The organism is Pseudomonas guariconensis (assembly GCF_024127895.1).
Taxonomy (GTDB): domain Bacteria; phylum Pseudomonadota; class Gammaproteobacteria; order Pseudomonadales; family Pseudomonadaceae; genus Aquipseudomonas; species Aquipseudomonas guariconensis_B.
Genome location: NZ_JAMYBK010000003.1, coordinates 70,654 through 90,581, shown reverse-complemented (window position 1 = coordinate 90,581; position 19,928 = coordinate 70,654). Strand labels below are relative to the sequence as shown.

At 63.9% G+C, this 19,928-nt stretch carries 24 protein-coding genes and 3 pseudogenes; 20 read left to right on the top strand and 7 right to left on the bottom strand.

Going from position 1 to position 19,928, the window contains the following annotated elements; translation table 11 throughout:
- The first annotated feature begins 16 nt into the window (after positions 1-16).
- Together NJF35_RS05215 and NJF35_RS05210 are read left to right on the top strand one after the other, a co-directional pair.
- The gene (locus NJF35_RS05215; RefSeq protein ID WP_253080522.1) at positions 17-445 is read left to right on the top strand and encodes a hypothetical protein; all 429 of its coding nucleotides are present in this window, start codon (positions 17-19) and stop codon (positions 443-445) included.
- Between the two features lie 17 nt (positions 446-462).
- Complete coding sequence (locus tag NJF35_RS05210; protein WP_225787737.1) at positions 463-840, top strand: termination factor Rho; 378 nt, start codon at positions 463-465, stop codon at positions 838-840.
- Between the two features lie 123 nt (positions 841-963).
- Here the strand turns inward: NJF35_RS05210 and ykgO are convergent, their stop codons facing one another.
- Together ykgO and NJF35_RS05200 are read right to left on the bottom strand one after the other, a co-directional pair.
- Positions 964-1,110, bottom strand: a complete 147-nt coding sequence (gene ykgO / locus NJF35_RS05205; RefSeq protein WP_023632134.1) for a type B 50S ribosomal protein L36 — start codon at positions 1,108-1,110, stop codon at positions 964-966.
- A 245-nt stretch (positions 1,111-1,355) separates the two neighbouring features.
- Positions 1,356-2,705 (bottom strand): dihydroorotase, encoded by a 1,350-nt coding sequence (locus tag NJF35_RS05200; protein WP_225787736.1) that lies wholly within the window; start codon positions 2,703-2,705, stop codon positions 1,356-1,358.
- Between the two features lie 202 nt (positions 2,706-2,907).
- Between NJF35_RS05200 and NJF35_RS05195 the strand changes: the two genes are divergently transcribed.
- Positions 2,908-3,342 (top strand): nuclear transport factor 2 family protein, encoded by a 435-nt coding sequence (locus NJF35_RS05195; RefSeq protein WP_253090760.1) that lies wholly within the window; start codon positions 2,908-2,910, stop codon positions 3,340-3,342.
- Between the two features lie 173 nt (positions 3,343-3,515).
- Positions 3,516-3,692: pseudogene (locus NJF35_RS05190) on the top strand (transposase); the annotation flags it as partial.
- On the opposite strand, the gene NJF35_RS05185 reads toward NJF35_RS05190, so the two are convergent.
- Both NJF35_RS05185 and NJF35_RS05180 read right to left on the bottom strand, forming a co-directional pair.
- A complete protein-coding gene (locus NJF35_RS05185) occupies positions 3,689-3,919 on the bottom strand; it encodes a hypothetical protein (protein WP_225787734.1) in 231 nt (76 codons plus the stop codon). The pseudogene NJF35_RS05190 and the gene NJF35_RS05185 sit on opposite strands and share 4 nt — an antisense overlap.
- Positions 3,920-4,499: 580 nt before the next feature.
- Entirely contained in the window at positions 4,500-4,736 is a 237-nt protein-coding gene (locus NJF35_RS05180; RefSeq protein WP_253080520.1) for a hypothetical protein, read from the bottom strand.
- A 294-nt stretch (positions 4,737-5,030) separates the two neighbouring features.
- Here NJF35_RS05180 and NJF35_RS05175 point away from each other — a divergent pair, with 294 nt between their 5' ends.
- From NJF35_RS05175 to NJF35_RS05150, 6 genes and pseudogenes are all read left to right on the top strand, one after another.
- Positions 5,031-5,387: a type II toxin-antitoxin system RelE/ParE family toxin gene (locus tag NJF35_RS05175; RefSeq protein WP_225787733.1), complete on the top strand. Its 357-nt coding sequence runs from the start codon at positions 5,031-5,033 to the stop codon at positions 5,385-5,387.
- Entirely contained in the window at positions 5,384-5,686 is a 303-nt protein-coding gene (locus tag NJF35_RS05170) for an XRE family transcriptional regulator (protein ID WP_186663749.1), read from the top strand. Before NJF35_RS05175 ends, NJF35_RS05170 begins: the two co-directional genes overlap by 4 nt.
- A gap of 139 nt (positions 5,687-5,825) precedes the next feature.
- Entirely contained in the window at positions 5,826-5,996 is a 171-nt protein-coding gene (locus NJF35_RS05165; RefSeq protein ID WP_253080519.1) for a hypothetical protein, read from the top strand.
- 81 nt (positions 5,997-6,077) lie between these two features.
- Positions 6,078-6,668 (top strand): annotated as a pseudogene (locus NJF35_RS05160) (tyrosine-type recombinase/integrase); the annotation flags it as partial.
- 219 nt (positions 6,669-6,887) lie between these two features.
- Entirely contained in the window at positions 6,888-8,474 is a 1,587-nt protein-coding gene (locus NJF35_RS05155; RefSeq protein WP_225787967.1) for an ABC-F family ATPase, read from the top strand.
- Between the two features lie 164 nt (positions 8,475-8,638).
- On the top strand, positions 8,639-9,838 hold the full coding sequence (locus NJF35_RS05150; protein WP_253090759.1) for an MFS transporter: 1,200 nt from the start codon (positions 8,639-8,641) through the stop codon (positions 9,836-9,838).
- Positions 9,839-9,888: 50 nt separating this feature from the next.
- Here the strand turns inward: NJF35_RS05150 and NJF35_RS05145 are convergent, their stop codons facing one another.
- Complete coding sequence (locus NJF35_RS05145; protein WP_225787731.1) at positions 9,889-10,500, bottom strand: FMN-dependent NADH-azoreductase; 612 nt, start codon at positions 10,498-10,500, stop codon at positions 9,889-9,891.
- Between the two features lie 133 nt (positions 10,501-10,633).
- On the opposite strand from NJF35_RS05145, the gene NJF35_RS05140 reads away from it, so the two are divergent.
- Positions 10,634-11,536 (top strand): LysR substrate-binding domain-containing protein, encoded by a 903-nt coding sequence (locus tag NJF35_RS05140; protein WP_225787730.1) that lies wholly within the window; start codon positions 10,634-10,636, stop codon positions 11,534-11,536.
- A 4-nt stretch (positions 11,537-11,540) separates the two neighbouring features.
- The gene (locus NJF35_RS05135; RefSeq protein ID WP_253090850.1) at positions 11,541-11,888 is read left to right on the top strand and encodes an MmcQ/YjbR family DNA-binding protein; all 348 of its coding nucleotides are present in this window, start codon (positions 11,541-11,543) and stop codon (positions 11,886-11,888) included.
- A 341-nt stretch (positions 11,889-12,229) separates the two neighbouring features.
- On the opposite strand, the gene NJF35_RS05130 is transcribed toward NJF35_RS05135, so the two are convergent.
- A complete protein-coding gene (locus NJF35_RS05130) occupies positions 12,230-12,673 on the bottom strand; it encodes a DUF1294 domain-containing protein (protein WP_225787729.1) in 444 nt (147 codons plus the stop codon).
- Position 12,674: 1 nt separating this feature from the next.
- On the bottom strand, positions 12,675-13,505 hold the full coding sequence (locus NJF35_RS05125) for an undecaprenyl-diphosphate phosphatase (RefSeq protein WP_225787728.1): 831 nt from the start codon (positions 13,503-13,505) through the stop codon (positions 12,675-12,677).
- Positions 13,506-13,695: 190 nt separating this feature from the next.
- On the opposite strand from NJF35_RS05125, the pseudogene NJF35_RS24805 reads away from it, so the two are divergent.
- The 8 genes and pseudogenes from NJF35_RS24805 to NJF35_RS05090 form a co-directional block, all read left to right on the top strand.
- Positions 13,696-14,568 (top strand): annotated as a pseudogene (locus tag NJF35_RS24805) (cache domain-containing protein); the annotation flags it as partial.
- 138 nt (positions 14,569-14,706) lie between these two features.
- Positions 14,707-15,441, top strand: a complete 735-nt coding sequence (locus NJF35_RS24800; RefSeq protein ID WP_410046047.1) for a methyl-accepting chemotaxis protein — start codon at positions 14,707-14,709, stop codon at positions 15,439-15,441.
- A 254-nt stretch (positions 15,442-15,695) separates the two neighbouring features.
- Complete coding sequence (pnuC, locus tag NJF35_RS05115; protein ID WP_225787727.1) at positions 15,696-16,265, top strand: nicotinamide riboside transporter PnuC; 570 nt, start codon at positions 15,696-15,698, stop codon at positions 16,263-16,265.
- A complete protein-coding gene (locus NJF35_RS05110) occupies positions 16,262-16,813 on the top strand; it encodes an AAA family ATPase (RefSeq protein ID WP_225787965.1) in 552 nt (183 codons plus the stop codon). Before pnuC ends, NJF35_RS05110 begins: the two co-directional genes overlap by 4 nt.
- Before the next feature lie 295 nt (positions 16,814-17,108).
- Positions 17,109-17,558: a hypothetical protein gene (locus NJF35_RS05105; RefSeq protein ID WP_225787726.1), complete on the top strand. Its 450-nt coding sequence runs from the start codon at positions 17,109-17,111 to the stop codon at positions 17,556-17,558.
- Position 17,559: 1 nt separating this feature from the next.
- Complete coding sequence (locus NJF35_RS05100) at positions 17,560-18,138, top strand: adhesin (RefSeq protein ID WP_225787725.1); 579 nt, start codon at positions 17,560-17,562, stop codon at positions 18,136-18,138.
- 46 nt (positions 18,139-18,184) lie between these two features.
- A complete protein-coding gene (locus tag NJF35_RS05095; protein ID WP_225787724.1) occupies positions 18,185-19,162 on the top strand; it encodes a heme utilization protein in 978 nt (325 codons plus the stop codon).
- A gap of 60 nt (positions 19,163-19,222) precedes the next feature.
- The gene (locus NJF35_RS05090) at positions 19,223-19,903 is read left to right on the top strand and encodes a C39 family peptidase (protein WP_225787723.1); all 681 of its coding nucleotides are present in this window, start codon (positions 19,223-19,225) and stop codon (positions 19,901-19,903) included.
- The last annotated feature ends 25 nt before the right edge of the window (positions 19,904-19,928 follow it).

Below are 19,928 nucleotides of genomic sequence, written 5' to 3'. Positions count from 1 at the left end.
GGCCAGGAGGTGTGCCATGCGTTTTCCCGTTCTGCTGCTGATGCTGGGCAGCCTGGTCAGCACCCAGGTGCTGGCCGAGGCCTGCGAGGTCTTCACCCGCTCCTCCAGCGATGCGGTGACGCCCGTGGAGCGGCGCACCTGCTACAGCTTCAGCGACATGCCCGCCGAGGCCATCGCCTGGTCGTGCAGCAACGAGAGCAAGGAGATGGTCAATACCCGCAAGCACCCGGTTTCGCGCTGCGCCGATGGCAGCGTCGGCAGTTGCATCGCGCCCTTGACCCAGGAATCGCTGGCCAACCCGAAATCCATCGGTCGCGACCAGCCCCCGACCCACCCGGCGGTGCCCAAGGACGCCCGGGTCATCACCTACTACTACGACACCCCGAGCCTGGCTCAGGCCCGCACCGACTGCGAGCGCAACGACGGCATCTGGCAGCCCCATTGAACCGAAGGAGAACGACCATGCCACGTGGAGACAAAGACAAGTACACCGACAAGCAAAAACGCAAGGCCGAGCACATCGAGGAAAGCTACGAGGCCAAGGGCGTGCCCAAGGACGAAGCCGAGGCGCGGGCCTGGGCGACGGTCAACAAGCAGTCCGGCGGTGGCGAGCGCAAGGGCGGCTCCGGGCAGAAGAAAAGCCCGCAGGCCAAGGAGAAGGCTCGTGAGTCCTCGGCCAAGCGCGCCGCCGCCACCCGCCGCGGCGTGCCACGGCCCGGCCAGCGCCTGGAGGACATGAGCAAGGCCGAGCTGATGGACCGGGCGCGCAAGCAGAACATCGCCGGACGCTCGACCATGCGCAAGGCGGCGCTGGTCGAGGCGCTGCGCCGTGCGGCGTGACGGTGGCCCCAATGCCTGCCCGCCGAGCGGCATTGGGGCTGCTTTGCAGCCCATCGCGACCCACAGGGTCTGAGTCGATCACGCATGATGCGGTTTGCAGGGCCAAAACGGGCGGCCCATCGGCTAGCCCCGCTTCTTCTTCACTCCTCCCTGTCGCGCCTTGAAACGAGGATTGGATTTGCAGATCACATAGATCCTTCCGCGGCGTTTGACTACCTGGCAATCACGATGACGGCGCTTGGCTTGCTTGAGTGACGACAGTACTTGCATGGGAGTCTCCGATTACGTAATAACATAACATTAACGCAAATCATTCCCATCTCGCAATCACCCCGTCACAGCGCATCCTTTGCCATTGCAAGATCCAATCTTCAACTACTTTCTATAGAACTTTGAATACTTAATTGATTTAGAAGCATTTTTTATCTGAATTACCCGCGAAGAGGACACCGAGCTGTATGGCACGGGCTTCGCCCATGTTCGCGCCCTCGAGGAAGACCGTCCCTTGTGCAACCTCAACCAGACCGTTGCGAGTGGAACACCAACGGCAACCCCTGGCAGCTGTCGACCACCCGGCCGCCATGCCAGGCAAGCTGACCGGACACCAGGGTGGTGGTCACCCGATGATGAAACCGATGCTGGATGAACGGCGTCCACTGACAGTGGGCCAGCACCGGATCGAGGGTGACGGCCCGAGGCTCGGGCAGGCGTTCGATCAAGACCAGGTCTGCCCAGTAGCCTTCGCGCAAATATCCCCTGCCCTGGATTGCGAACAGGTCAGCGACCGAGTGACTGGTCTTGCGCACCAGTTGGGCAACCGACAGCACGCCCTCCTCGACCAACTCCAACAGTGCCGGTAATGCATGCTGGACCAGCGGCAATCCAGCGGGCGCCAACGCGTAGGAGCGTTGCTTCTGCGTCAGTGTGTGCGGTGCATGATCGGTCCCGATGACATCGATACGGTCGCACTGCAGCGCCTGGCGCAGGGCATCGCGGTCTGCCCGGGTCTTGATGGCGGGGTTGCATTTGATCAGGTGCCCGAGGCTTGCATAGTCGCGGTCATCGAACAGCAGATGATGCACGCACACTTCCGCGGTGATCCGCTTCCCTGCCACGGGGCCAGGTTCGAACAGTTGCAGTTCCTGTGCTGTGGTCAGGTGCAGCACGTGCAAGCGGGTGCCGAATTGCCTGGCAAGTTGAACGGCCAGTGTCGAGGAACGTAGGCACGCGGCAGCGTCCCGAATGAGTGGGTGCATGGCCGGTGGGATGAAATCACCGTATCGCTCGCGCAGTCGCGCCTCGTTGGCCAGGATCGACGGCGTGTGCTCGCAATGCGCCAACAGGATCGTCGGCACGTTGGCGAACAGCCGTTCGAGGGTTCTCGGGTCATCCACCAGCATGTCCCCGGTGGATGCCCCCATGAACACCTTCACCCCCGCCACGGAACCTGGATCGAGCGATGCCACGATATCGAGGTTGTCCTTGCTTACCCCGAAGTGAAAACCGTAGTTGGCAACGGAGGTCGCGGCGGCGCGCGCTTTTTTCTCCTGCAGCGCGGCAAGGTCCAGGGTGGGTGGGCTGGTGTTGGGCATGTCCATGAAACTGGTAATGCCTCCGGCGACCGCTGCGCGCGATTCACTGGCGATCGTCCCCTTGTGCGCAGCGCCAGGCTCGCGGAAATGCACTTGATCATCGATCATGCCGGGCACGAGCCACTGGCCACAGGCATCGATTTCAGTGGATGCATTGATGCCTTCGATACTGCGGCCGATCTTTTCGATCCGGCCGTGGACGACCAGTACATCGGCATCCTCGACCGCCCCTTCGTTGACCAGGCGAGCGTTGCGAATGATGACGCTACTCATGCCTTCACCCCGCTCCCCACAACGTGATCGGCCTGGATGACGTTGTAAAAGCCGCTTCGACGGCCGATATGGCCGACAAAGCGGGGGCCTGCTGCTACCTGTTCGAGCATTGAAAACATGGGATGGCGTCCTGAATAATTTCGTTATAACGTAACATAAATTAAAAATAGACCACCGCTTTCCGCCTGTGCAGGTATCCGCCATGAATGAAGCCCAAACCTCAGCCAACACTCAGCCCTACGCCGACGTCGAACTGGCCTGCCTGGCAGGCGCCAAGGCTGCGCTCTATCGATGGGCTGCCACCGTGGCCTCGCGGGATGTGGACAAAGTCCTGGCGCTTTACGCCCCGGACGCGATCCTTGTACCGACCCTGTCCAACGAGGTCCGCGACTGCGACGATAGCCGGCGCAGTTATTTCGAAAGTTTCTTCGCCAACGAAGGGCTGGTCTGCGACATCCGCTTCTTCAAGAAACGCGTCAGCCGCAAGCTGGGCACCGTGGTCGTCGGCGGCCAGTACACGTTCGTATTCCGCGAGGCGGGCGAGCAGCGGATCGTGCCCGCCCGCTTTCTCTTCACCTTCGAGCGGATCGAACAGCAGTGGCTGATTACCGGCCATCATTCCTCCATCGAAGCCTGAAAGCGACTCAGCAGCCCTGCTTGCCTGCTCAGCGCTCCAGATCCCCGTTGCCAATGGCGATGGTGATGGCCTGGGCCGTCGTTGCAACGCCTAGCCGGCGACGCGCCGAACGCAATAGATACGTTCGACCACCTCGTCTCGTGCCGATGTGGCAGAAAACAGGACGAAGCGGTTACAGGGAACGGAACGTTATCGAGCGGCTGTTCGGCTGGCTGAAGGAGCATCGCCGCCTGGCAACCCGTTACTGCAAGCTTGCGAAAAGCTATGCCGCAATGGTCACGCTAGCCTGCTGGCGGCGGTGTCTACGACAGGCAAGTGCCTTCCTCCATCCATGCCTATCGCCCTATTAAACTTGCCAGTGACATTTGACAAATTTCACTGATAACTCACCGTCACCGTGGCTATCCCCTTGACCAGGCCGGGAGAGACGCAGCGCCCCCCAGCTTCGCTCTGGTAATAGCGCACCTGATCCAGCAACACTGCCCACCACCACCTTCTTGCGCGGAGCGATGTTAGTGAAAATGCCAGTGATGGGGTCGTAGTGCAGGAGTTCGCGCAGGCGTTGTGCGGTCAACATATCAACGGCCTCCTACTGCGGCGCCCAGCGATGGGGCGCGGACAAGAGAAGGGTCAGAAAGTGTGGTACAGCTGCCTGAACGACAGCCTTGATGCATTCGAAACGCATAGGCTTGCTCCTTTGTGGATGGGGCAAGCCTATGGGTCGGAAGTAGACGGTTTCCCAACTATTTAGCTACCTGGATACGCAATTGTTACCCCGCCACTGCCAGCTGGTAATGACATCGGCGGTGATCTCAAATGTAGTGGTGCAGGACAGCTGAATATTCATAGCGGGGGTTCCGCCATACGAGTTGGTGTATGCGGTGTTGCCCACGACCGTGGTCTGGTACGTAGGCGCACTACCTGGCAGATACATGTCATTGCTACTCGAGTAGATCAGAAATTTCCTGTCACTTGCTTCATATGTTTGCTGCGGCGGCCCCCAGCTTCGCACCAAATCCAGCTCACTAGAGCCAACCCAGCTTTGTAGAACCTTCTCATATTTACCGGTCGTAGCGCACCCGGACACCATGAGCGGGAGCATTAGCAGCGGAAGCCATTTCATGATGGTTTCTTCTCATTGTGGTGGCAGATTGAGCTCAGTCTAAACCACGCTGCAGGAAGCAGGCGGCGGCAGCGGCTAATCCTCGGGCATCCTGCTGGGCAGCCTTGATGTTTTCGTCGGCCTGGACCAGCAGCTCGCGGGCAGAGACAGTGACCGGCAGTCCTTCATTGTCCAGCGCCCCCGTTGGCAGCCGAATATCCTCAACGCGAGCCATGATCTCGTCGGCCAGCTGGATGGTCGGATCAGCATCGGCCTGGCTAGGGCTGGCCATGTCGCGTTCACTTTCGGGAGCGACCCGAGCCTGCCACCGCCGTCCTTTCGGACCGGAGGTGGACAAAGCCTCGGTGCATTGCTTGCCGCTGGCTTTGTAGGTCTGCTCTGGCTAAGCGGCCTGTACTTCGCGACCGTCGCTCGCCGCTGTTACGACCTGATTGTCGAGAGAAATTTCCGGTAACCCCAAGCCCGGCCAAGCGCCGGGCCGCCCTGCTCCTGCCGAATCCACCCATATCCTTGACGAACTCCCGCCGAACGTTGCGTAACGCACCATTTTTGGTACACTCAACACATGAGTGAAATCCCACCAACATTGCACGTCAGTTTTTATCGCACGGAAGCGGGCAATGAGCCGGTGCGCGAATGGCTGACCGACCTGCCTCGCGATCACAAGCGGATGATCGGAACAGAAATCAAAACGGTCCAGATCGGCTGGCCAATCGGAATGCCAGTTGTCAGAAAGCTTGATAAAGGCCTCTGGGAGGTCAGGGTCAACCTAGTCGATACCATCGCCCGCGTGCTCTTCACCGTGGACGGGAACGTCATGGTTCTGCTTCACGGCTTCATCAAGAAGAGCCAGAAAACACCCGCGTCTGACTTGGAAACCGCCAGGCAACGCAAAGCAACACTAGAGAGGAACAAGCAATGAACCAGCACATCGGCTCCGATTTCGACGATTTCCTTGCAGAGCAAGGTCTCGCAGAGGAAGTGTCCGCTGCTGCCCTCAAGCGAGTCATCTCTTGGCAAATCGCTGAAGCCATGAAAAGCCAGAAGGTGACAAAGAAAGCCCTGGCTGCGCGCATGCACACCAGTCGTACCGCAGTGGACCGCGCACTAGACCAAGACGACCCAGGCATGACGCTGGCGACCCTAGCCAGCGCCGCTCGTGCACTGGGCCAACGCGTTGAGGTGCGACTGGTGCCGGAGCAAGAGGCTGCTCACGCATAACCTCGCCCTGCTCCAGTGAGCCCGGTCAAGCGCCGGATCTTTCCCACTCGCCCCATACACATGGACCCCATTCTATAGCTTATAGAATGGGGTCCATGTGTATACACGGCCAGCCCTACGGCAGCCTCTGGAGCCCAGCATGACCGAACCCACCCTCACCTTCAAATGCCTCGGCCACACTGAGCGCGTCGACGGCACGATCGCGAGCTACACGATTGAGGTGACCAGCTCGCGTAATGGTCGAGTTGAGGTACTGGAGGTAGAGCCCGATCACCTCGTCTCGGCCCGAAGCATGAAAGATTTCTCTTAAACCGATGCATGTTTTACTCGACCACTCGCAACGACTCTGCTCCGCAGCGTCATCTCGCAGATTCAGTGGACTTCAGTAGGTGTGAAGCGAAACGCGATCATCAAGTTGTCGAGCGTATTCAAAACGGCCGTGCTGGACGGGCTGATCGCCAAGAACCCGACTGCTTCCCTGGACAAGCCAAAGGCCGTAAAGAAGGTCGTCGATCCATACACCAGGACCGAGGCGGAAGCGATCATTGCTCACCTTTACGGCAGCCTGCGCAAGTACTCCCAAATCTACGCAGCCTTCTTCGAGTTCTGCTTCTTCACGGGGGTTCGGCCTGGTGAGGCAATGGGCCTTCAGTGGGATGACGTCGATCTGGAGGAGCGAACTGCAGTCATACGCCGGATCATCATCAATCGAGCGCCACAAGAGCGCACCAAGACCAAGAATCACCGAACCATCCTGCTCAACGAGCGGGCGCTCAATGCCGTCAGCCAGGCCCGGCGAGTGGCAAACTTGAAGCGCATGGCTTCCAAATCGGCCAATCCGGTCAGCCCCTTCGTCTTCCAGCCAAGCAAAGGTGGGCTGTGGATCAACGAGCCAAGTGTTACAATCCGCCCCTTCAAAGCAGCGCCCAAGGCGCTGGACATCCGTGAACGCCGGCAGTACGACACCCGCCACACCTACGCACCCCTGTGCCTGATAGCTGGAATGAACCTCGCGTTCATCGCCAACCCGCTCAGCCACTGCGTCGAGATGTTGCTCTCTACCTACGCGAAATGGATCAGCTCCTCCTCGGACTGGAGGGAGCTGGAGAAGCTGCCGCCCCGAGTCGAATTGGCCCGAAATTGGCCCAAAACGCACGAGAGGGGCCTAAATACACCTCTGGAACCCCCGCAGGACAAGCACTTGATTTCTACCGCCAACATCACCATGCAATTCGGCGCCAAGCCGCTCTTCGAAAACGTCTCGGTCAAATTCAACAACGGCAACCGCTACGGCCTGATCGGCGCCAACGGCTGCGGCAAGTCGACCTTCATGAAGATCCTCGGCGGCGACCTGGAGCCGTCCGCGGGCCAGGTGATGCTCGAACCCAACACCCGCCTGGGCAAGCTGCGCCAGGACCAGTTCGCCTACGAGGAATTCACCGTGATCGACACGGTGATCATGGGCCACGAGCAGCTGTGGAAGGTCAAGGCCGAGCGCGATCGCATCTACTCCCTGCCGGAAATGACCGAGGAAGACGGCATGGCCGTCGCCGAGCTGGAAACCGAATTCGCCGAGATGGACGGCTACACCGCCGAGTCCCGTGCGGGTGAACTGCTGCTGGGCCTGGGGATTCCGCTGGAGCAGCACTTCGGCCCGATGAGCGAAGTGGCGCCGGGCTGGAAGCTGCGGGTGCTGCTGGCCCAGGCGCTGTTCTCGGATCCGGACGTGCTGCTGCTCGACGAGCCGACCAACCACCTGGACATCAACACCATCCGCTGGCTGGAAAACGTGCTGACGGCGCGCAACAGCACCATGGTGATCATTTCCCACGACCGGCACTTCCTCAACAGCGTCTGCACTCACATGGCCGACCTGGACTACGGTGAGCTGCGCCTGTTCCCGGGCAACTACGACGAGTACATGACCGCAGCCACCCAGGCCCGCGAGCAGCTGCTGGCCGACAACGCCAAGAAAAAGGCGCAGATCGCCGAGTTGCAGAGCTTCGTCAGCCGCTTCTCGGCCAACGCCTCCAAGGCCAAGCAGGCCACCTCGCGGGCACGGCAGATCGACAAGATCCAGCTGGCCGAGGTCAAGCCTTCGAGCCGGGTCAGCCCGTTCATCCGCTTCGAACAGACCAAGAAGCTGCACCGCCAGGCGGTGACCGTGGAGAAGATGGCCAAGGCCTTCGACGACAAGGTGCTGTTCAAGGATTTCAGTTTCGTCGTCGAAGCCGGCGAGCGGGTGGCGATCATCGGCCCCAACGGCATCGGCAAGACCACCCTGTTGCGTACCCTGGTCGGCGAGACGACGCCGGACGCCGGTGCGGTGAAATGGACCGACAGCGCCGAGGTGGGCTACTACGCCCAGGACCACGCCCATGACTTCGAGGAGGACCTGAGCCTGTTCGACTGGATGGGCCAGTGGACCCAGGGCGAACAGCTGATCCGCGGCACCCTGGGGCGCATGCTGTTCTCCAACGACGAGATCCTCAAGTCGGTGAAGGTGATCTCCGGTGGTGAGCAGGGCCGCATGCTGTTCGGCAAGCTGATCCTGCAAAAGCCCAACGTGCTGGTGATGGACGAACCGACCAACCACTTGGACATGGAGTCGATCGAGGCGCTGAACCTGGCCCTGGAGAACTACCCAGGGACCTTGCTGTTCGTCAGCCATGACCGCGAGTTCGTGTCGTCGCTGGCCACCCGGATCATCGAGCTGACGGCGGATGGAGTGGTGGACTTCAGCGGCACCTACGACGATTACCTGCGTAGCCAGGGGGTCGTGGTCTGACCTCGTCCGGCATCGCTTGGTCGTGCCTGGGGCCGCTTGCGGCCCCAAGGCCTCAAGCCCCACCCGACTGACCGGCAGACGAAAAAATCGTTAGCCTGCTTTCTTTTCCATCCGGCACCCGCCATGATGGGCTCCTGCCCCACCGCCCACCCGCGAACGAGCCCATGACCGCGCATCAGCCCGCCCCCAGCAGCACCTTCGGCATCACCCAGCAGATCCTTTCGATCGTCTTCTATACCTTCATCGCCTTCCTCTGCATCGGCCTGCCGATCGCCGTGCTGCCCAGCTACGTGCACGACCGACTGGGTTTCGGTGCGGTGATCGCCGGGCTGACCATTGGCCTGCAATACCTGACCACCCTGCTCAGCCGGCCTTTCGCCGGACGGGTGGCGGACGGCCTGGGCGGCAAGCGGGCGATCCGTTATGGCTTGTACGGCATCGCCGGTTGCGGCGTGCTGACCCTGCTCTCGGCCTGGACCCTCGCCCTGCCCTGGCTGAGCCTGTTGCTGCTGCTGGGTGGGCGGCTGCTGCTAGGCATCGCCCAGGGGCTGATCGGCGTGGCCACCTTGAGTTGGGGGATCGGCCAGGTGGGCAGCGAGCACACGGCGCGGGTGATCTCCTGGAACGGCATCGCCTCCTATGGCGCCATCGCCATTGGCGCGCCGGCAGGCGTGCTGCTGGTGGACGGGCTGGGCTTCAGTGCACTCGGCCCGGCCCTGCTGGCACTGGCCCTGCTCGCCTTGCTAGTGCTGCGTACCCGGCCGAACGCGGTGGTCGTGCAGGGCGAGCGGCTGCCCTTCTGGTCGGCTTTCGGCCGGGTGGCGCCCTGTGGCCTGGGGCTGACCCTGGCGTCGATCGGCTATGGCACCCTGACCACCTTCGTCACCCTCTATTACCTGGAACGCGGCTGGGTTGGCGCGGCCTGGTGCCTGAGCGCCTTCGGCCTGTGCTTCATCCTCTCCCGGCTGCTGTTCGTCAACGCGGTCAACCGCTTCGGCGGCTACAACGTGGCCATCGCCTGCATGGCCACCGAGGTGCTGGGGCTGACCTTGCTGTGGCTGGCGCCTTCGCCGGCCTGGGCGCTGCTCGGCGCCGGCCTCACCGGCTTCGGCCTGTCGCTGGTGTATCCGGCCCTGGGCGTGGAGGCGATCAGGCAGGTGCCCAGCAGCAGCCGAGGTGCGGGGCTCGGCGCCTATGCGGTGTTCTTCGACCTGGCCCTGGCCATCGCCGGCCCGGTGATGGGCGCGGTGGCCGTGCACCTGGGCTATGCCTCGATCTTCTGTGCCGCCGCCCTGCTCGCCCTGGCAGGGGTGGGCCTGAGCCTGTTGCTCGCCCGCCGTGGCCGACGCTTGCAAGCCCCATGAAAAAATCGGCTGACGCACGAGGCGCCAGCCGGTTTTCTACAAGACCACGATCACGCGGCGGCGAACAGCTCGTTGGCGATCCGCGCCTGGGCGGCGTCGATGGCCTGGCTGCGCTGCTCCGGGCCGTAGGCCAGGCCATGGGCGCGGACGATCTCCAGGTCGGTGATGCCGATGAAGCCAAGCAGGACCTTGAGGAACTCCTCGTGGCCGACGCCAGTTGGCTGGCCATGGTGCAGGCCACCGGAGGTGGAGACCAGGATCACCTTCTTGTCGCCGCACAGGCCCTCCGGGCCGGCTTCGGTGTAGCGGAAGGTCTTGCCGGCGACGGCGATGCGGTCGATCCAGGCCTTGAGCTGGGTCGGCACGGTGAAGTTGTACATCGGCGCACCGATCACCACGGCGTCGGCGGCGAGGAATTCGTCCAGGGTTTCCTGGCTCAGCTTGGCCTCGAAGGCCTGGGCGGCGTCGCGCATGTCCTCGGGGGTGCCGGCGGCGACCAGGGTGGCGGCGGAGAAGTGGGCGATGGCGTCGGCGGCCAAATCGCGATAGACCACCTCGATGCTCGGGTCGGCGGCTTTCCAGGCCTCGACCACTTCGCGGCTGAGCTGGCGGGAGGCGGAATTGTCGCCCAGGATGCTCGAATCGATATGCAACAGTTTCATGGGACTCTCCTGTGAATGAAGACCGCGGCGGTGGGCGATCACGATGGAGAGAATCCTATAGGCCCATCGAATGGCTGATAAGCCTGCAAAAATGCATTAGTTTGTCCTATGTATGGAACGATGAGATACGCCAATGCAAGACTTCAATGACCTGTTCTACTTCGCCAAGGTGGTTGAGGCCGGTGGCTTCGCCGCCGCCGGCCGCCAGTTGGGCATCCCCAAGTCGCGCCTGTCGCGGCGTATCGCCGAGTTGGAGGAGCGCCTGGGCACCCGCCTGCTGCAGCGCACCACCCGGCAACTGAAGCTGACCGTCGTGGGCGAGCGCTACTTGCACCATTGCCAGGCGATGCTGCTGGAGGCAGAGGCCGCCGACGAAGTGGTGGCGAGCATGAGCAGCGAGCCGCGCGGGCGCCTGCGGGTGTCGTGCCCGGTGGCCCTGGCCCATGCCTTCCTGCCAGAGATCATCAGCCGCTTCCTCGCACAGTATCCGCTGGTACAGCTGGACATGGTCTTGCTCAACCGCCGGGTCGACCTGATTTCCGAGGGCATCGACGTGGCCCTGCGGGTGCGTGACCTGGGGGACGAAGAACCGGCCCTGGTCACCCGCCGGTTGCGCCAGGCACAGATGCAACTGGTGGCCGCCCCGGGCTTCGCCGACCACCTGCAAGACCCGTCGGAGCTGGCCAGCCTGCCGGTGCTGGGGGCGACCGAGGCCGATCGGCTGGTGCATTTTCGCCTGATCGGGCCAAATGACCAGCAACAGGAAGTGGCGCTGGAGCCACGCCTGGCCATCGACGACTTCGTCGTGCGCAAGGCGGCCGTGCGCGCCGGGCTGGGTTTCACGGCCCTGCCGAGCATGTTCTGCGAAGAGGAACTGGAGCGTGGCGAACTGGTACGCCTGCTGCCTGACTGGTCGCTGCCAGGCGGGTGGCTGCAGGCGGTCTACCCTCACCGGCGTGGGCTGCTGCCGGCGATGCGCGTGTGGATCGACCACCTGGCGGCGTCGTTCGAGGGTTGTGGAGAGCGCTATGTCTAGGAAGATGACACCGGACGAAGTGGCGGCCTTCTGCCTGGGGCTGCCCGGGGCACGGGAAGACTACAAGTGGGGCGGTATCCGGGTGTTCTCGGTGGCAGGCAACAAGATGTTCGCGGTGCTCGACCTGGCGGGAGCGGGGTTGTCGTTCAAGGTGGCCGACGACCTGTTCCTCGGCTACTGCGACCGCCCTGGCATCCGCCCGGCGCCCTACCTGGCACGGGCACGCTGGATCAGCATGGCACCGCCCTACCCCATGGGGCGCGAAGAGCTGTGCGAGCTGTTGCAGCGCTCGCACCAGTTGGTGGTGAGGCGGCTGCCCAGGCGGTTGCAGGTGGGATTGCTGATCGAGTGAGGGGACTTGCGGGCTGCTTTGCAGCCCATCGCCAGCAAGCCCCCACAGGTCCCTGCAAACCGCATCATGTGTGCTCGACTCACCCCGGTGAAGCAGTGCTGCTCGCAAATCCGAGCCCTGTGCCACTGTGGCGCCAAGCCGATCACGCATGGGTGGCTTGCAGGGCCCGTGTGGGAGCGGGCTTGCCCGCGAACAAGGGCGCAGCCCTTGCCATACACCGATGCTGTCAGAGCCGGCCCATTCGCCGGCAAGCCGGCTCCCACACGGGCCAGCGGTGTTCCCGAATCTGCGCCATGCACAGAAATCTGTGGGGGCTTGTCGGCGATGGGGACGACGCCAGCTCAACCACTAACGCCCATGAACCCCAGCCAGCGCCCGCCCAGCACCAGATGGTCGATCCAAAACACCTGGTGCAAGCCAACGATGCCCCAGAAGGTCAACTGATACGACAGCTTGCGCGTCTTGTGGCGGAACAGTTGCTGGGCCAGCAGAGCCCCCGGCCAGCCGCCGCACAGCTCACTGGCATGCAACACCTTCTCCGGCGTACGCCAGGCCTGGGTACGGGCCTGGTGCTTGTCCTGCCAGTAGAGCAGCAGGCTGACCAGGCTCACCGCTGGATAGAGCGCCAGCGGCAACCAGGACTGCCCACTCCAGGCCATCTGCGCCGCGCCCAGCCCCGGCAGCAGGCACAATCCGGCCAACGCCAGCAGCTTCAGGCGCAGGTTACGCACGCCCGCTGCCTCGCGGCCGGCGCCCCGCCGTGCCGCACTCTGCACCCGCGCCATGTCAGCCCTGCGCCGTGGCCCAGTCGACCCAGCCGAACTGCCAGGTCGCCAGGATCAGCAGGCCGAAGACGATACGGTACCAGGCGAACACCGCATAGCTGTGGTTGGCGATGAACTTGAGCAGGCCACGCACGGCGATCATGGCGAAGATGAACGAGACCACGAAGCCGATGGCGAACACCGGCAGGTCGTCCGGCTGGAACAGCTCGCGGTACTTGTAGCCCGAATACACTGCGGCGCCGACCATGGTCGGCATCGCCAGGAAGAACGAGAACTCGGTGGCGGCCTTGCGCGACAGGCCGAACAGCAGCCCGCCGATGATCGTCGAGCCCGAGCGCGAGGTCCCCGGGATCATGGCCAGGCACTGGACGAAGCCGATCTTCAAGGCGTGGCTCCAACGCATGTCGTCGACATGGTCGACCTCGATGCGATGCTCGCGTCGCTCGGCCCAGAGCATGATCACCCCGCCCAGCACCAGGGCCGCGGCCACGGTGATCGGGTTGAACAGGTAGGCGTGAATCAGGTCGGCGAACAGCACCCCCAGCACCACCGCCGGCAGGAAGGCCAGCAGCAGGTTGCTGGTGAAACGGCGCGCCGTGGGCTGGCTCGACAGGCCAAGCACCACGTCGAAGATCTTGCGGCGAAACTCCCACACCACCGCCAGGATCGCTCCCAGCTGGATGATGATGTTGAAGGCCATGGCGCGCTCGCCACCGAAGCCGATCAGGTCGGCCACGATGATCTGGTGGCCGGTACTGGAGATCGGCAGAAACTCCGTCAATCCCTCGACGATCCCCAAGATGATTGCCTGGAAGGCATTCCAAAAATCCATCGTTCCCCCAATGGGGCGCTGCGGCGTGCAGGCCCCTTGTTCTTGATTTGCTTATGAATTGCCGCGCACGGCCCGGCTGTATTACAGCGACAGTCGATCGCCAAGCCAGTGGAAAAGTTCGGCGAGCCTAAAGGTTTCATCTTGCGCGGCCGAGATCCTATCAGAGCGGCCTGCCAATGGCTTGTGCCGCATGCAACACGGATCGCCGCGCCAGGCACTTAGCCCTTGGTCGAGTGTGTGGCCGCCGCGAAAGCGTGCTTGGATGCGCCTGATAACAAGAACGAATACGGGAGTGAGCCTCATGAAGACCCTGAGGTCGATGTCGATCAGCCGGCGTCTGTCGTTGATCCTGGTGGTGGCGGTGGCCATGCTGGTGATCCTCGGCCTGCTGATGTTGCGCCAGTTGCACGGCAGCCTGTACCAGGCCAAGGCCGAGAAGACCCGCCACGTGGTGCAGACCGCCGCCGGCGTGCTGGCCTACTACCAGGGCCTGGAAGCGGCCGGCACGCTGGGCCGCGAGGCCGCCCAGCAACAGGCGTTGCAGGTGATACGCGGCCTGCGCTACGACAAGGACGACTATTTCTGGATCAATGACCTGGGGCCGAGGATGGTCATGCATCCCGTCAACCCCAAGCTCGACGGCCAGGACCTCTCCGCCGTCCGCGACCCCGACGGCTTTGCCGTGTTCAACGAGATGGTCGCCCTGGCCCGCAGCCAGGGCGCAGGCCCGGTCGACTACCGCTGGCCCAAGCCCGGCGCCAGCGAGGCCGTGGCCAAGACCTCCTACATCCAACTGTTCGAGCCTTGGGGCTGGATCATCGGCTCGGGCGTGTACATCGATGACGTGCAGGCCGAATTCGCCCGCCAGGTGCGCGATGCGTCCCTGGTGGGCCTGGGGATCGCCCTGCTGATGGCCCTGCTGGTCGTGCTCATCGCCCGCAGCATCGCCCGCCCGTTGCAGGAGGCGGTGCACGCCATGGGCAACATCGCCAGCGGCGAGAGCGACCTGACCCGGCGCCTGGACACCCATGGCCGCGACGAGATCACCCACCTGGGCGAGCACTTCAATCGCTTCAACGGCAAGCTGCAGGGCGTGGTCGGCCAACTGCAGGGGGCCGCCCATGCCCTGGCCCAGTCCGCCAGCCACGTCGGCGACAACGCAGGCTCCGCCCAGGAGCGCAGCGCCCAGCAGTCGCTGCAGATGGACCAGGTCGCCACCGCTGTCAACGAAGTCACCTACGCCGTGCAGGACGTGGCCAAGACCGCCGAACAGGCCGCCAGCGAGATGCGCGCCGCGCAGCAGCAGGTCGGCCACGGCCAGCAGGCGATCCACGGCAGCCTGCAGCAGATCGACCGGCTTTCGACCACGATCGACCAGGCAGTCCAGGTGATCCGTGAACTGGCCGGGCACAGCACCCGGATCGGCGGCGTGCTGGAAGTGATCCGCTCGATCGCCGAACAGACCAACCTGCTCGCCCTCAATGCCGCCATCGAGGCGGCTCGCGCCGGCGAGCAGGGCCGTGGCTTCGCCGTGGTCGCCGACGAGGTGCGCCTGCTGGCCCAGCGCACCGCGCAGTCGACCGCCGAGATCCAGACCATGATCGAGCACCTGCAAGGCCAGTCGGAAGCGGCGGTCAGGGCCATCGACACCAGCGCCGAGGCCTCGCGCCAGACCGTCGAGCAGGCCCGCGAAGCCGGCAGCAGCCTGGACGCGATCAGCCAGGCGCTGCACAACCTGACCGCGCTCAATGCCTCGATCGCCAGCGCGACCTTGCAGCAGTCCCATGTGGTCGAAGAGATCAACCGCAATGTCCTCGATACCGCCGGGTTGTCCCAGCAGACCGCCGAGGCGGCGTTGCAGTCGCGCGATGCCGGGGCGGCCCTGGCGCGGCTGAGCGAGGAGCTGGAGCAGTTGCTGCGCCAGTTTCGGGTCTGAGCCTTGTAGCCTGGGGCCGCTCTGCGGCCCTTCGCGGGCAAGCCCGCTCCCACAGGGTCCTGCGTCAACCGTCACAGGTTCCGAGTGGATCGCGTATGATGCGGCTTGCAGGGCCATGTGGGTGCGGGCTTGCCCGCGAATAGGCCAGACCGAACACCTCCTGCATAAGGCGATCACCTCGAAGCAGCCCCACGATTCACCTTCCCCGCCCCACAAGCTACAATCGCGCCCTTTCCCTCCCCCAAGGATCGCCGATGTCCGGCCTCGAACTCTTCGCCGCCGCGCTCGGCGTCATCGCCGTATGGCTCACGGTCAAGCAGAACCCCTGGTGCTGGCCGATCGGCCTGGTGATGGTGTTGCTCTACAGCTGGGTCTTCTACGAGGTGAAGCTGTATTCCGACATGCTCCTGCAACTGGTCTATGCCGTGCTGCAGCTCTATGGCTGGTGGCAATGGACGCGCCCGGACCGGGTCGAGGACGCGCGCCAGGTGACCCGCCTCGGCACCGCGCCGTTGCTCGGCGGCCTGGGGATCGGCCTGCTGGCCGGCCTGGGCCTGGGCGCGGCCATGGCGCACTGGACCGACGCCGCCCAACCCTGGCTGGATGCCACCCTGACCGGCCTGAGCCTGGTGGCGCAGCTGTGGATGGCGCAGAAGCGCCTGCAGTGCTGGGCGCTGTGGGTCGTGGTGGACGTGGTCTTCGTCGGCCTGTTCCTGCACAAGGCCCTGTACCTGACCGCCGCGCTCTATGCCCTGTTCACCCTCATCGCCTTGCGCGGCTGGCTGGAATGGCGGCGCGACCCGGCGCTGGCCTGCGCCGCATGAAGGTCCTGGTGCTGTGCGGCCCCGAGTCCAGCGGCAAGAGCTGGCTCAGCGGCGAGCTCCAGGCGCATTTCGGTGGCCTGGTGGTGGGCGAGTACGTGCGTCACTTCATCGATCGCGAGCAACGCGATACCTGCTACGCCGATATTCCGACGATCGCCCGCGGCCAGCTCGCCTGGGAAGACCTGGCCCGCCAGCAGGCACCCGAACTGCTGATCCTCGACACCCACCTGCTCAGCAACCTGCTCTGGAGCCGCGTGCTGTTCGGCGACTGCCCGCCCTGGATCGAACAAGCCCTGCTCGCACGCCGCTACGACCTGCACCTGCTGCTCAGCCCGCACGGCGTCGACTGGGTCGGCGACGGCCAGCGCTGCCAGCCAGGCCTGCCGCAGCGCCAGGCGTTCTTCGCCGACAGCCTGGACTGGCTACGCCGCCACCGCCAGCCGCTACAGGTGATCGAGGGCGGCTGGCCGCAACGTCAGGCCCAGGCCCTGGCCGCGGTGTCGAAGCTGCTCGATGGCCAGCTGCCAGCCTGTGCCACCGAGTGTTAACGCGCTGATACAGCGACGGGGACGCAAAGCCCCATTTCTGGGGCCGCTGGCGCAAATCCGGGGGAAGTGTCTCAGGGCTGATACAGCGCTGCGAATAGCCCTCGGGGCCAGGTTCTTCAACGCTTGGCGGCTCACCGGGGGCCGTGGTGTATCAACCGTGACACAGGTCAACACCGGCATCGCCCTGTTCACACCACAAGCTATTGATTAACAAGCAAAAAGCAAAAGCGGCACGGCTTTCGCTCTACCTCTGCCAACGCTCAAGGGCCAGCGTACAGAGAAAGGGAGCATCGCCGTGGGGAACAAGAACAATACACTGCCTGCACTGCTTGTCCTGGGTTGCCTGACCGCCGCAACCCTTCCTCTTCCGGCCGAGGCCGGCGGCAACGGGATCATCGTCCTGACCCGCGACGTCCAGGCCCGCCAGGCCGCCCGAGCGACCGGCACACCCGACCCCTACCCCACCACCGTCAACACCGACCAGTCGCCTCGGGTGATCGCCCAGACCAACGAGCTGACCGATGGTGACTTCGCCAACGTGGCCAGTGGCTCGACCTTCAACCGCATGCTCACCCCCGACCACTCAGGCAACCTGCGCGGCATGGGCACCGTCCAGTCGCAACTGCCGGGCATGGCCGGCGGTTCGGCCGCCGGTGCCAGTGGCGGCAACAGCATCGCCAACACGGTCAACCAGAACGTCCAGCGCGGCCTGGCGCCGCTGCAGATCCTGACCCGGGGCCAATGACATGCGCGCACTCACCCTCTCCCTGCTGTGCCTGGCTGCCTCCGCAGGCCATGCCTTGGCCGCATCGCCGGTGGTGGACAACGCCACCCTCGATGCCAGTGGCCGCGCTTACCAGGGCAACCTGAGCATCAACCAGGCCGCCGGCGATGCCCTGCAACAGGCCAACGCCCGGGCGATCGCCATCGGCACCCAGGCCAACGCCTCGACGCAGATCCGCCAGCGCAGCGACTTCCAGGCCAATCCGGCACTGGATGCCCGCGCCAGCATCAGCGGCAATGCCTTCAGCCACGGCAGCGGCATGCTCGGCATCAACCAGTCCGCCGGTGCCGCCACGCAACAGGCCAATGCCGTGCGGATCGGCATCAGCGCCGCGCCGCAAAGCATCGACGACAACCTTCTCAGCCAGCAGAACGTCTCGCTGGCCAACGGCTCCGACGCAACTGATCGCGCACCCGGCAGTCGCCAGGTCACCACCAGTGACCAGGCCTTCACCGGCAGCCGCGGAGTGATCCAGTTGAATCAGAGCGCCGGGGTGGGCAACCGAATGGCCAACACCCTGAGCGTACGGGTCGCGGATTGACCCGAGTGGCAACACAACACTTAACAACGAAAAGCGGAGAAACACCATGAAACCAAAAATGGCACTCAAGCCTCTGGTATTCGCCCTCGCTGCGGTCATGGCAGTTGCTGCACAAGCCGGCGGACGTGGTCACGACAACCACGGTGGCCACAACGGCGGCCATAACGGCCACAACAACAACGACAACCTGCTCCTGCAACTGCTGATCACTGCCGGCTCCGCCGCCACCGTGACCGACATCCAGAGCAATGGTGGCAACCAGGTGCTCAACCAGGCCACCCGCAACGATGCCCGGATGGACAGCTCCGCCAACGGCTCCCAAGGCAACCTGGGCGCCAACGTGGCCGCCGGTGACGGCAACCAGCAGGACAACGTCGCCGCCATCGCCACCGCCGACGAAAACTTCATCTTCGGCAGCGCCATGGCCCTGTCCACCGCGACCCAGACCAACGGCGGCAACACCGTTGCCAACTACTCCACCTACAACAACGCCAGCCTGACCAATTCGGCCAATGGCAGCTCGGGCAACATCGGCGTCAACGTCACCGCTGGCGACTTCAACCAGCAGAAAAACAACCTGGCGATCGCCGTGTCCGGCGGCCGTGTAGCCGTGGCCAGCGCCGGCGCCAACCAGACCACCAGTGGCCTGAACGTGCAGAACAACGCCGACCGCACCTACAGCAAGGACACCCTGCATGCAGGCTTCGCCGCCTGGGGCAGCTACGAGGGTAACGGCTGGGGCTACGTGGAAGACGAACGCAGCGGTGGCCATGGCCACAAAGGCGGCAAGGTCGACAAGGATCCTCTGAAGTTCCACGAAGAGGGCACCTTCGGCCTGGCTGGCGTCGCCTCCTACCAGGTCCTGACCCCCAACGGCTGGAAAAACCCTGTGACCAACACTGCCGTCATGTCCAACTCGCTCAACGGCGTGTCGGGCAACGTCGGTGCCAACGTCTCGGCCGGTTCCGGCAACCAGCAGAGCAACTCGCTGTCCATCGCCGCAGGTTGCAAAGCCTGCATGTAACACCAGTCGATCGGGGCCCTTCGGGGCCCCTTTCCCTGTCTCTGCCAGGTGGAGAGGGTCATGCGCATTGTCCTGCTTGCCACGCTCGTGTTCCTTGCCGGCATCGTCGAGGCCGCGCAGATGCCTATCGCAGCACTGCCTGGCGGTACCCTCGTGTACAAGCCGGTGCAGAGCATACGGGAGCGGCGCTTCGCCGACCTGGTGCAACAGAAGACCGATTTCAGCTGCGGCGCCGCCGCCCTGGCGACCATCCTCAAGCAGGCCTACTGGCTGGACGTGGATGAGCACCAGGTCATCGAAGGCATGCTCGCCCATTCCGACCAGGACACCGTCCAGGTCCAGGGCTTTTCCATGCTCGACATGAAGCGCTACGTGGAAAGCATCGGCATGCGTGCCCGTGGCTACCGCGTCGACCCCGACAGCCTGCACCGGGTGAGCATCCCGGTGGTGGTGCTGATGGACATCCGTGGCTACAAGCACTTCGTCGTGCTGCAGCGCATCGACAAGGGCTGGGTCTACATCGGCGACCCGGTGCTGGGCCACAAACGCTACACCTTCGACGATTTCGTAAAAGGCTGGAACGGCATCATCTTCGCCGTCATAGGCCCTGGCTACGACAAGGCCAACGCCCTGCTCGACCCGCCGGCGCCGGTGACCGCCCGCAACCGTATCAACGGTTTCTACCCGGTGGATGACGCGCAGTTGATGGAGTTCGGCTTCATCCAGAGCGATTTCTTCTAATGATTACAAGGGGCATGGAGCCCCG